We start from the raw sequence: 11,844 nt of genomic DNA, 5'->3' as shown, positions 1-11,844 counted from the left end.
GGACCTGGATGCCTTCGACCTCGACCTGCCGGGCAGTGCACCGGCCGGCTCGCCCGCCGCGGCGGCGGCTTCCGCACCGCTGCCGGAACCGGCGGGCTTCGACCTCTCCGCCATCGACCTGGACCTCCCGGCCACCGCCGCGGACGACGCCACCGCGCTGCCTGAAGTGGGCGAGCTGTCCCCGGCCCACATGGAGATGGAGACCAAGCTGGATCTGGCCATCGCCTACCAGGAAATCGGTGACAAGGAAGGCGCGCGCGAGCTGATCGAAGAAGTCATCAAGGGCGGCAGCCCGGAGCAGGTGGCCAAGGCCAACTCGATGCGCGCGCAGCTGGTATGAGCGCTGGATGAGGCGCATCGCACTCGGCGTGCAGTACGACGGCACGCCCTGGAACGGCTACCAGAAACAACCCGCCCGCAACACCGTGCAGGACAAGCTCGAGGAAGCCCTCGCGCGCTTTGCCTGCACGCCCATTGCCACTACCTGCGCGGGCCGCACGGACCGCGGCGTCCACGCGACCGAACAGGTGGTCCACTTCGACACGGAGCTGGTGCGCGCGGAGCAGTCCTGGGTGCGCGGCACCAACGCCTTCCTGCCCGATTCGATCACCGTGCGCTGGGCGCATGAGCTGCCGGTGCTGGACGGGGACGAGTTCCACGCCCGCTTCGCCGCGCGCTCGCGCACCTATCACTACGTGCTGTACAACCACCCGCAGCCCGCCGCGCTGCTGCACGGCCGCGCGGGATGGACCTTCCGGCCGCTGGACGAGCACCGCATGCGCGAGGCGGCCCAGCATTTGATCGGCACGCACGACTTCTCAGCTTTCCGGTCGTCGGACTGCCAGGCCAAGTCGCCGATCAAGCAGATGCACGAGATCTCGGTCGAGCGCAAAGGGGACATCATCGTGTTCACCCTGCGCGCGTCCGCGTTCTTGCACCACATGGTCCGCAACATCGTCGGCTGCCTGGTGTTCATCGGCACCGGCCGCAATGAACCGGGCTGGATGGCCGAAGTCCTCGCGGGCCGCAACCGCGACCTCGCCGCCCCCACCTTCATGCCGGACGGGCTGTACCTCGCCAAAATCGAGTACGATGCCAAGTGGGGCCTGCCGCAAGAGCCGCGCAGCCCGCTGCCCTGGTTCTGATTTGGACAATTGGACTGCTGTCCCACTTGGTGGTACAGTTTATCCCACTGTGAGAAGGCGAAGGACACGCCCGTGCCCGCTATGTCTGTCGTCACTCCAACCCAGCGAAAACACAGGGTATTCAAGAGCGCGAAGTTCACACGGATTGCGGCAAAGCGTCGGATAACCGATGAGGAGTTGTGCGCGGCCGTGAGAGAAGTCCAGGCCTCGCCAAAGGCGTATTCGCTCGGTGGCGGAGTTTACAAGAAGCGCCTGAACGACAACCTCGACCGATCGATTATTCTCGCGAAGGGCGGCAGGAACTGGTTCTTCGTCCATTTGTTCCAAAAAAGCGCCCAGGCAAATATCTCCGAGAACGAGCTGGCCGCCTTCAAAGCCGCTGCGACCGAATTGGCCGCCCTGACCGCACCTGAGCTCGCAGTCGCCGTGCACGCTGGGAAATTGCAGGAGATTTGTCATGAAGACTCATAGCAAGCGAAAAGCCGAGAGTGATGCTTTCGATTCAGTCCACCAGTTAATGAAAGGCTTGCATGAGGTCGGCCTCATCAAGGATGAAACTATGCGGTCGTTCGATGACGCGTGTCTGGGTGGACAAGAGAATATGGACCCCGAACGAATCGCCCGGATCCGGAAGAACGCGCGCATGAGCCAACCTGTCTTTGCTCACTATTTGGGCACCACGAAATCGACTGTGGCCAAATGGGAGTCTGGCGAGAAGAAGCCGAGCGGCCCATCTCGGCGCTTGCTCGAAGTCGTAGACAAACACGGAATCGGAATTTTGGCTGGCTGACCAATGCACCGCACACGCATCAAGATTTGCGGGCTGACCCGCGCGCAGGACGTCGCCGCTGCCGTGCAGGCGGGGGCGGATGCCATCGGCTTCGTGTTCTATCCGAAGAGCCCACGCTACGTGGAACCGCAGCGCGCGGCGGAGCTGATGCGCGCGCTACCGCCGTTCGTCACGGCCACGGGCCTGTTCGTCAACGCGACAGTGGAAGAGGTCAACGAGACCGTGCGCACCGCGCCGGTCGGCCTGCTGCAGTTCCATGGCGACGAAACGCCCGAGCAGTGCGCCACGCTGGCCTTCGCCGCCGCGCGCCCGTTCATCCGCGCCTTCCGCGTCAAACCGGACACCACGCCGGATGAACTGCTAGAATACGAAGCAGCATATCGCGCCGCATCCCCGCTGTTTGCGGGCCTCCTGCTCGACACTTACGTCGATGCCTACGGCGGCGCTGGAAAGGTTTTTGATTGGTCTCTTATCCCAAACGCACTCGCGCCTCGGGTCGTTTTGAGTGGTGGCTTGAGCGTACAGAACGCGACTGGCGCGGTTGAACGCGTCCGGCCCTTCGCTGTCGACATCAGCTCCGGTGTCGAGGAAGCGAAGGGCATCAAGGACGCCCGCAAGATCGCGGACTTCATCGCGGCGGTGCGGGCGGCCGATGCCACTCTACCAATGGGACACACCAATGAAGGATCATCAAGCTGATCGCGGCCAGGCCGCGCTTTTCAAAACCACCGACTACCAGCTGCCCGACGCCACCGGCCACTTCGGCCCCTACGGCGGCTCGTTCGTGGCCGAAACGCTGAGCCACGCGCTGGCGGAACTCAACGCGGCCTATGCCAGGTACGCGCACGACCCGGAATTTCTCGAGGAATTCCGCTATGAGCTCAAGCACTTCGTCGGCCGCCCCTCGCCGATCTACCACGCCAAGCGCTGGTCCCAGCTGCGCGGCGGCGCCCAGATCTACCTGAAGCGGGAAGACCTCAACCACACCGGCGCCCACAAGATCAACAACGTGATCGGCCAGGCCCTGCTGGCCAAGCGCATGGGCAAGCCGCGCATTATTGCCGAAACCGGCGCGGGCCAGCACGGCGTGGCCACCGCCACCATCTGCGCGCGCTTCGGTCTCGAATGCGTGGTCTACATGGGCAGCGAGGACGTCAAGCGCCAGGCGCAGAACGTCTACCGCATGAAGCTCCTGGGCGCGACCGTGGTGCCGGTGGAATCGGGCTCCAGGACGCTCAAGGACGCGCTCAACGAAGCGATGCGCGACTGGGTCACCAACATCGAGAACACCTTCTACATCATCGGTACCGTGGCCGGCCCGCACCCCTACCCGATGATGGTGCGCGACTTCCAGTCCGTGATCGGCGAGGAGTGCCTGGAGCAGATGCCCGAGATGACCGGCCGCCAGCCGGACTACGTGGTCGCCTGCATCGGCGGCGGCTCGAATGCCATGGGCATCTTTTACCCCTACATCGACCAGAAGAACACGCAGCTGGTCGGCGTGGAAGCGGCGGGCGAGGGCCTGGACTCGGGCAAGCACGCGGCTTCGCTGACCGCGGGCGTGGCGGGCGTTTTGCACGGCAACCGCACCTACCTCCTGCAGGACGAGAACGGCCAGATCATCGAGACGCACTCGGTGTCGGCAGGCCTGGACTATCCCGGCGTGGGCCCTGAGCACGCATGGCTGAAGGACATCGGCCGCGCGCAGTACGTGTCGATCACGGACGAGGAGGCACTCGCGGCCTTCCACGACTGCTGCCACATCGAGGGCATCATCCCCGCGCTGGAGTCCTCGCACGCGCTGGCCTATGCGGCCAAGCTGGCGCCCACGCTGGGCAAGGACAAGATCATCCTCGTGAACCTGTCCGGCCGCGGCGACAAGGACATGCACACCGTCGCCGAGCGCGCGGGCCTGAAGTTCAACTGACCGGAGAGCCAGAGATGTCCCGTATCGAATCGACGTTCGCCGCCCTCAAGGCCGCGGACAAGAAAGGCCTCGTCACCTTCATCACCGCCGGCGACCCGGCACCGGAGCTGACCGTCCCGCTGCTGCATGCCCTCGTCGAGGGCGGGGCGGACGTGCTGGAACTGGGCGTACCGTTTTCCGACCCGATGGCTGAAGGCCCCGTCATCCAGCGTGCTTGCGAGCGCGCGCTGAAGTTCAACATCGGCATGCGCGACGTGATGGGCTACGTGCGCGAGTTCCGCAAGACCAACGCGCACACGCCGGTGGTCCTGATGGGCTACGCGAATCCGATCGAGCGCATGGGCACGGACGCCTTCATCCAAGGCTGTGTGGACTGCGGCGCGGATGGCGCCATCGTGGTCGACTATCCCCCCGAGGAGTGTGAAGCATTCGCCGCCGCCATGCGCGCGAAGGAGCTCGACGTGATCTTCCTGCTCGCGCCGACCTCCACCCCGCAGCGCATCGCGCAGGTGGCCAAGGTGGGCAGTGGCTTCTGCTACTACGTCTCGCTCAAGGGCGTGACCGGGGCAGGGAACATCGACACCGAAGACGTGGCGCGCCGCCTGGCCGCCGTGCGCGAGCACGTGACGATCCCGGTCGGCGTGGGCTTCGGCATCCGCGATGCGCAGACCGCCAAGGCGGTGGCGCAGGTGGCCGACGCCGTCGTCATCGGCAGCCGCATCATCCAGGAGATCGAGTCCGCGGGCCCCGAGCGCGCGGTCGACGCCGTACGCACCTTCGTCTCCGGAATCCGCCAGGCGCTGGACGAGTAAGCCCCGCACCCGGCGCCCGCCGCCGCGCTGTCAGCTGACAGTCGTGGCGGCGGGCGTTGTCGTTTCTGCGTGATGCTGTGGGCGCCCGCCGGACAAGCCCCACCACGCCAGGGCGCAGGCGATTGGATGCAGGCAGCCCATCATGATGAAGAGCGGCTTGTAGCCCGTGGTGCTGACGAGGTCTCCGACCACTTGCGTCGAGAGCATGCCGCCCAGGCCGCTGCCGGCCGCGATCACGCCGAACACCGTGGCCACGGCGTGGCCGGGATAGCGGTCGACTGCAGCGGAGGTGAGGTTCACCTGGAACATCATGTGCGCAAAGGCGACGACGGCCGCCAGGGCGATCATCACGGGCGCGCTGACGCCGGTGGCGATCAGCATGCCGAGCGGGCCAAGGGCAGCGGCACAGGTCATCACGATCAGGCGGCTGCGCTGGTTCGCGATCCCGCGCTTGATCAGGAGGCCGGACAGCACACCGCCGCCGATGCTGCCGAAGTCCGCGGCCAAGTACACCATCCAAGCCAGCTGCGCCACCTGCACCAGGCCGAAACCATACTGGTCCGCCATGTATTTGGGGAGCCAGAACAGGTAGAAGTACCAGACCGGATCGGCCACCAGCCGCGTGGCTGCCAGGCCCCACACGGAGCGGTCGCGCAGCACCTTGGACCACGGATAGCGCGCCGGCTTCGCGCCCGCAGCCGCCGCTGCCGGGGCGTCGCGGTACACCAGCATCCACACCGCGATCCAGACCAGGCCCGCCGCACCCGTGATGACGAAGGCCGCGCGCCAGCTGTAGCTCAGCGCGAGCCAGGCGATCAGGGGCGGGGCGATGGTGGCGCCGACCATGGCGCCCGCCGTGTACACACCCACCGCGAAACCGCGCTCCGCGGGCGGAAAGTGTTCGCCGACCGCTTTCGGTCCGGCCGTGTAATTGCCCGCCTCGCCCAGGCCCAGCGCACCGCGCGCCACGCCCAGCTGCACGACGTTCTGTACGAGGCCCGTCAGCATGTTAGCCATGGACCACCAGCCCACGAAGAGGGCCAGTCCGCGCCTGGTGCCCAGCCAGTCCGTGATCCACCCTGCGGCGACGTATGCGATCGTGTAGGTCAGGAGGAAGACTTGCACGATGCGCGCATAGTCCACCACCGACATATTCAGGTCGATCTGGATATGGTTGGCGAGGATGGAGAGCGTTTGCCGGTCCACATAATTGAGGACCGTGGAAAAGAACAGCAGCGCGAGGATGGCCCAGCGGCGGCGTGAGGGCGTGAACGAAGACTCCATACGCTAGCCGATGTCCTTGGCCGCCTGGCGCAGCGCGTCCACCAGCGGGGCGGTGGCGCCTTCCGGGATCCAGCCCGACAGGGCCAGCCCGGCGTGCGCCGGTTCGCCGGTGGAGACCGCGACCACGTCGAAGTTGCGTTCGTCCGCCACGTGCACGCGCGCATAGCCTTGCACGCGGATCTCGGCCAGCTTGGCCAGCAGCTCCTCGATCCCGCCGGGGAAGCGCGGGATCTCCTTGTCCGCGTAGATCTCGGCCACCTCCGCGTCGTCCAGCTCCGCCAGCAGCACCATGCCGATGCCGGACGTGGTGGCGGGCAGCAGGCTGATACGCCCGAGTCCGCGCGAGATTTCCAGCCCCGGCGGCGCGTGGAACAGGTAGCTCACGCTGTCGTTCCACAGCACGCCCAGTGCCACGGTGTGGCCGTAACGGCGCAGGTTTTCCAGCACGGGGAGGGCGCGATTGATGAGGCCCGAGGCGAACAGCGACTGCGCCGCCAGCACGTGCATGCCCGAACCAGCCGTGTACTTGCGGTTGGCGGTCTGGCGCGCGATGCCGAGGTAGGTCAGGGTCTTGAGCAGGCGATTGACCTTGGTCGCGTCCAGCCCGAGCTGGCGCGCGATCTCGCGGCAGCCGACGGGTTCGGGCGACGAGGCCAGAGCCTGCAGGGTGGCGATGCCGTCGATCAGGCTTTGATTCGGCTGGGCGCCGAGTTGTGAACGCATAGGGTGGTCTCTCAGGTGGAATCGGATAAGCGTAACCGAAAGTGTTCCAGTCACGCTACCGGCACGGCATGGTCCCAGAAGCGCGCGTTCGGCGCCGCGCCGAGGCCCGCGCCAGTGGGCACGGTGTAGTGACCGGCGCGCGCGGCCATGTCCGTGTCCAGCAGCAGCAGGTTGCGCTCGAAGACGGAATGCTGCCATTCGTGCTGCCATAGATTGGGCAGCGTCGCGGACACGTGCAGGCTGGCGGCCAGGAAGATGCCGGTGCCGATGGTGGCATGCGGTGCGACTTGCGCGCCGTGCGCCTGCGCCAGCGCGGCGATGCGGCGGAATTGCGTGATGCCAGTGTGCGCCATTTCCGGCTGCACCACGGCCACGCGCGCCGCCGAGAGGCGCAACGCTGCCTCGTATTCGGTGTACCACTCTTCGCCGCCCGCGATCAGGCCCGGGCAGGCCGCGCACACGGCCGCCAGCTCGCCGATCAGCTCCGGCTTGACCGGCGCTTCCAGGAGGCGTGGCCGATAGGGCGCGACCTGGCGTGCCAGCGCAATCGCCTCCTCCGCGCTGAACTTCCAGTGCAGGTCGGCCAGGATGTCCGCGTCCGGCCCCAGGCCCGCGCGCAGCGCCGCGAATTCCTCGGCCACGCCCTCGTGGCTGACCACTGCCGCAAACTTGAAGGCAGTGATGCCGTCGCGCTGCCAGCTGCGCGCGAGTTCGACGCGCTCGGCCAGGGTGGCGGCCGGAAGTCCGGATAGGTAGCACGGGATGCTGGCTGCAGGGGCGTCGGCCAGCAGGCGCGCCAGCGGCAGGCCGCGGCCCTGGGCGCGCAGGTCCCACAGCGCGATGTCCAACGCGGCGATGGCGTCCACGTGGAAGCCGCTGCCGCAGCCGCGCACCCGCATCAGGCCATACAGGTCGTCCCAGACCTGCTCCACATCCTCCGGGTCGCGCCCGAGCAGGACGGGCGCCAGCAGGTCGTTGATGATTTCGCAGGTGGCGCGCGGCGCGCAGATGCCGTAGGTCTCACCCCAGCCGACCGCGCCATCGCTGGCGGTCACCCGCACCACGACCGAACGGTCCACGGTCGGGTAAATGGTGCCGTTGCCCTTGCGGACGATGTAGCCGCGGCTGTTGACGGATTCGCCCTCGGCCAGCGGGCCAAGGTAGGGCGTGTCGCGCGGCAGGGTGACGATGAAGGTCTCGACGCAGGCAACGTGGCGGGGCAGGGCGGCTGGGTTCATGCGGTCTTCACGAAAGGGAGGAGGTCGGCCAGGCGCGCCAGCAGCGCGTCCAGCTCCTGCACATCATAGCGGTCCAGCTTGGGCCCGGCGGCGCGCACGTGGTCGCTCTCGATCAGGCCGCGGCGCTTGAGCACCGCCTTGGTCAGGCGCCAGCGGAAGATGGCCTGCATGTTGAGCAGGGGGAGGGTGCGTTCGAACAGGTCGCGGGCGCGCTGCTCGTCGCCGGCCGCGAAGGCGTCATACATCCGCACGTGCAGTTCCGAGATCTCGCAGGCCGGCATGGTGCCGCGTGCGCCGCGCGCCAGTTCGTCGATCACGTAGCGCCCACCAGCCCCGCCGAACACCGCGTCCACCGCGCCCGCCGCGAGGCCGCTCAGTTCCGTGATGCGCTGGCCGGAGGGCATGGCCTCTTCCTTCACATAGCGGATGCCGGGCACCTCGCGTGCCAGCTGGGCCACGCGGTCCAACGCCAGGCCGATGCCCATCGGCGCAGGGGCGTTCTGCAGCATGATGTCGATCCCCGATTCTGCGTGCACGTCGCGGAAGAAGCCCGCCATCGCACCGAGGTCGCCCGCCAGGGCATGCGGCGTGAGGATCATGGCGGCGCTGGCGCCGGCTTGTGCACCGGCTTTCGCATACGCCGCGGCGTCGGCCTGCGCGGGCGCGCTGGCGCCCACCACAAAGGGGATCCGCCCGCCCACCCAGGCGCCCACCTGCGCGGTCAGGTGCAGTCGCTCGTCCTTGGCCAGCATGTCGTATTCGCTGGCCAAGCCCGGAAACACCACGCCGCTGGCGCCGGAGTCCACCACGTAGTCGAGCACGCGGCGCATGCCTGGCTCGTCGATCGCGCCGCTGTCGTTGTAGATGGTCGGGAGAATCGGAAGTACGCCCGCCAGGGAGGGGTTCGCTGGGTTCATGGATATCCTTGTCGTTGCTTTTATAGCACAGTTCATCTGTTTGGCGTTGTTGCTGTATTAGCATAGCAGACATTCTGTGTTTGGGGTATCTCCTCAGCAAATTGCTAAGTCACCACAGAAAAATTCTATTGCGTTATCTTTTTTGTTGCTATATGTTAGACACCGGTCACCCCGCATAAAACCTAAAAAAGGATTGCAAGATGAGACAAGGACCCATGGTCGGCCTGCTGCTGATCCCAGCCTTTGCCGCCGCCCAGCAGGCGGATGTACCCAGGAACAACCCGCCGCACCCGCTTCCCTGACGTCCCCGAGTGCCGCCGGCCCGGCCACGCTGCCACCGGAAACCGTGATGGTCACCGGCATCCGCCGCAGCCTGGAATCGGCCCGCAATGCCAAGCGCAATGCCGCGCAGATCGTCGACTCCATCGTGGCCGACGACATCGGCAAGCTCCCCGACCGCAACGTCGCCGAGTCCCTGTCGCGCGTCTCGGGCGTGCAGGTGGACCGCGGCATCGCGGAAGGGACCAGCGTCTCGATCCGGGGCCTCCGCCAGAACGTCACCCTGTTCAATGGCCGCGAGATCGTGGACTCCACGGGCCGCGGCGGCACGGGCCTCGACCAGTCGGGCACCTCCACCTATGGCGTGATGGCGCTGGTGCCCTCGGACCTCATCAACCGCCTGGAAGTGACCAAGCTGGCCGGCGCCGAGCAGATCGCCGGTGGCCTGGGCGGCATCATCGACATCCGCAGCCGTTTGCCGCTGGACGGCCCGGCCCAGCAGGTCGCCGTGCGCGCCGCCGGCACCTATGACCAGCTGCCCGGCAAATACGGTTCCGAGCTGTTCGGCCTGTGGTCCGGCAAATTCGCGAACAACACCTTGGGCGTGCTGCTGTCCGTGTCGTCGGACAAGCGCGAGCTCGCGCAGCAGGGCCTGGACACCTTCTCCGGCTACCGCACCTACACCGTCAACGGGACCACGCGCTTCGGCAACCAGGACGTGCGGGCCCAGGACATCGCCGAGCAGCGCAAGAAGTTCGGCTATAACGCGGCCATCCAGTGGCGCCCGAGTAACCTGTTCGAGCTGACCGGCGACACCTTCGTCTCCAAGCTCACGTCGGAGCGCAACCGCTACTGGCTGTCCTTCAACCCGACCGATGGCCTGTCCAACGCCACCTACTCGGATAACAACGTGCTGCTGACGGGCCGCGCTACCACCGCCGTCCTCTCCAACACCGAATTCGCGGATGTCGATTCGGACATCAACTCCTCGGCCTTGCGCGCCAAGTTCGTGCTGACCGATACGCTGCGCGGCACGGCGGAAGCCTCGTACGGCAAATCGAAGTCGAGCTTCCACCAGATCTATTTCCGCCTGCAGCCGTTGGCCGGCGTGCAGCCGGTGGTCGATTTCGACCTGACGCAGGGCGACTTCGGCAACTACGCGATCAGTGGTATCGACCTGAATACGCCCGCGCAGCTGCGCCACACCATCCTGTTCGACAACCTGTACCGCGCCGCCACCGACAACAAGACCCTGCGGCTGGACTTGCGCCAGTCGATCGGCGGTTCGGTGCTGGAGTCGTTCGAATTCGGCGCCCGCACCAACAAGCTCGATTCGGTCCAGAACCCGCTGCGCGCGGACATTCGCCCCACCGGCGGCATCCCGGCCACGCAGATGGGAGACTACCTGGCGCCGTATTCCAGCTCGGGCGCGATCGGCGGGCTGCCCTCGTCCTACATCGTGGCCGCCAGCGGCCGCATCGACAGCTGCTCCTCGCTGGCCGCGTTCCCGGCCATCGCCAATGACGCTCAATGCCGCGATTCGTCCACCACGGTCAATTCGCGCGCCGGCACGTTCAACGTCAAGGAGACCTTCAACGAAGCCTACGTCAAGGCGAACATCGATACCGACCTGGCCGGCTTCAACGTGTCCGGCAATGCGGGAATGCGCATGGTCCAGCGCAAGCTGGAGTCGATCGGTAACATCATCAGCGGCACTGGCGCGGCCACGCCGACCACGTTCACGCGCGAGGACCGCGAATGGCTGCCGTCCGCGGTGGCGCGGGTGGACCTGGGCAACGGCAACCTGGTGCGCTTTGGCGCGGCACGCGTGGTGGCCTTCCCCAACACGGCGGACATGAACAATGGCGTCACGCTGTCCAACAACGCGGTGTTCGTCAACGGTGTGCAGACCGGCGTGGCGTCGGGTTCGGGTGGCTCGCCGAACCTGAATCCGTTCAAGGCTGACCAGATCGACGTCTCGTTCGAAAAGTACTTCGGCAAGCAGGCCTTGGCCTCGCTCGGCCTGTTCACGAAGGACATCTCGTCCTTCATCGTCCAGAAGCAGAGCGCCGAGTCGTACAACGGCATCAACTACTTCATCAACCGCAAGGTGAACGGGGAAGGCGCGACCGTCAAGGGCGCCGAGCTGCTGGTGCAGCTGCCGTTCTACTTCCTGCCGTCGGGCTGGGATGGTTTCGGCGCCATGGCGACCTACTCGTACATCGACTCGACCACGCCGATCCGCGATGCGGCCGGGCGCGTGCTGCCGTTCCCGGGCCTGTCGAAGAACAATGCCAACATTGTGCTCTACTATGAGACCGGGCCGCTCGGCGTGCGCCTCGCGTACAACTGGCGCGATGCGTACCTGGTCAGCCTGTCGGCCGCGAACACCGGTGTGTACAACAGCTCCTACACCGATCTCGCGTCCACCCTGCGGTATGACATCAACAAGAACTTCTCGCTCAACCTGGAGGCCAACAACCTGCTCAACAGCCACCAGCGCACCTACGATGGCGTGAGCGAAGCCTTGCGGACCAATGCGCAGTTTGGCCGCATCTACAAGGCCAGCATCAGCATGAAGTTCTGAGTTTGTTTTTTGGAGAGCGGTATGACAGGAGAATTGCGGGGCCGGCGCGCGCTGGTCACGGGAGCGGCCAGCGGCATCGGCGCGGCTATCGCGGCGCGCCTGCGGGCCGAGGGCGTGGCGGTGGCCGGGCTGGATCTGGTGC

12 protein-coding genes are annotated in these 11,844 nt (G+C 66.4%); 8 read left to right on the top strand and 4 right to left on the bottom strand.

Features of this window, described 5'->3' with window-relative positions; all coding sequences use genetic code 11:
* The 7 genes from E4L96_RS08545 to trpA form a co-directional block, all read left to right on the top strand.
* Positions 1-340: FimV/HubP family polar landmark protein (locus E4L96_RS08545; RefSeq protein WP_307721635.1), on the top strand; the 340-nt coding region annotated here is incomplete at its 5' end.
* A gap of 7 nt (positions 341-347) precedes the next feature.
* Positions 348-1,145 (top strand): tRNA pseudouridine(38-40) synthase TruA, encoded by a 798-nt coding sequence (gene truA / locus E4L96_RS08540; RefSeq protein WP_135206793.1) that lies wholly within the window; start codon positions 348-350, stop codon positions 1,143-1,145.
* A gap of 81 nt (positions 1,146-1,226) precedes the next feature.
* Entirely contained in the window at positions 1,227-1,616 is a 390-nt protein-coding gene (locus E4L96_RS08535; RefSeq protein ID WP_135206792.1) for a type II toxin-antitoxin system RelE/ParE family toxin, read from the top strand.
* Positions 1,603-1,935 carry a helix-turn-helix domain-containing protein gene (locus tag E4L96_RS08530; RefSeq protein ID WP_135206791.1) on the top strand — a complete coding sequence of 111 codons (333 nt, stop codon included), beginning with the start codon at positions 1,603-1,605 and terminating at the stop codon, positions 1,933-1,935. The genes E4L96_RS08535 and E4L96_RS08530 overlap by 14 nt, the downstream gene beginning before the upstream one ends.
* Positions 1,936-1,938: 3 nt before the next feature.
* Complete coding sequence (locus tag E4L96_RS08525) at positions 1,939-2,634, top strand: phosphoribosylanthranilate isomerase (RefSeq protein WP_135206790.1); 696 nt, start codon at positions 1,939-1,941, stop codon at positions 2,632-2,634.
* Complete coding sequence (gene trpB, locus E4L96_RS08520) at positions 2,615-3,862, top strand: tryptophan synthase subunit beta (RefSeq protein WP_135206789.1); 1,248 nt, start codon at positions 2,615-2,617, stop codon at positions 3,860-3,862. The genes E4L96_RS08525 and trpB overlap by 20 nt, the downstream gene beginning before the upstream one ends.
* A gap of 14 nt (positions 3,863-3,876) precedes the next feature.
* A complete protein-coding gene (gene trpA / locus E4L96_RS08515; protein WP_135206788.1) occupies positions 3,877-4,674 on the top strand; it encodes a tryptophan synthase subunit alpha in 798 nt (265 codons plus the stop codon).
* Positions 4,675-4,704: 30 nt separating this feature from the next.
* On the opposite strand, the gene E4L96_RS08510 is transcribed toward trpA, so the two are convergent.
* Genes E4L96_RS08510 through E4L96_RS08495 form a run of 4 tightly spaced genes read right to left on the bottom strand, consistent with a single transcriptional unit; the run spans position 4,705 to position 8,836 of the window.
* Entirely contained in the window at positions 4,705-5,958 is a 1,254-nt protein-coding gene (locus E4L96_RS08510; RefSeq protein ID WP_135206787.1) for an MFS transporter, read from the bottom strand.
* Positions 5,959-5,961: 3 nt separating this feature from the next.
* Positions 5,962-6,681, bottom strand: a complete 720-nt coding sequence (locus E4L96_RS08505; protein ID WP_135206786.1) for an IclR family transcriptional regulator — start codon at positions 6,679-6,681, stop codon at positions 5,962-5,964.
* A gap of 50 nt (positions 6,682-6,731) precedes the next feature.
* The gene (locus E4L96_RS08500; protein ID WP_135206785.1) at positions 6,732-7,919 is read right to left on the bottom strand and encodes a mandelate racemase/muconate lactonizing enzyme family protein; all 1,188 of its coding nucleotides are present in this window, start codon (positions 7,917-7,919) and stop codon (positions 6,732-6,734) included.
* Positions 7,916-8,836, bottom strand: coding sequence for a dihydrodipicolinate synthase family protein (locus E4L96_RS08495; protein ID WP_135206784.1), 921 nt, complete (start codon positions 8,834-8,836; stop codon positions 7,916-7,918). Before E4L96_RS08495 ends, E4L96_RS08500 begins: the two co-directional genes overlap by 4 nt.
* A gap of 349 nt (positions 8,837-9,185) precedes the next feature.
* Between E4L96_RS08495 and E4L96_RS08490 the strand changes: the two genes are divergently transcribed.
* Positions 9,186-11,702, top strand: coding sequence for a TonB-dependent receptor (locus E4L96_RS08490; protein WP_135206783.1), 2,517 nt, complete (start codon positions 9,186-9,188; stop codon positions 11,700-11,702).
* Positions 11,703-11,844 lie beyond the last annotated feature (142 nt).

Origin of the sequence: Zemynaea arenosa, from assembly GCF_004614185.1 — a bacterium.
GTDB classification, from domain to species: Bacteria; Pseudomonadota; Gammaproteobacteria; order Burkholderiales; family Burkholderiaceae_D; genus Telluria; species Telluria arenosa.
Note: the sequence above shows the minus strand (reverse complement) of the source record. Positions and strands in the feature narration are given on the sequence as shown.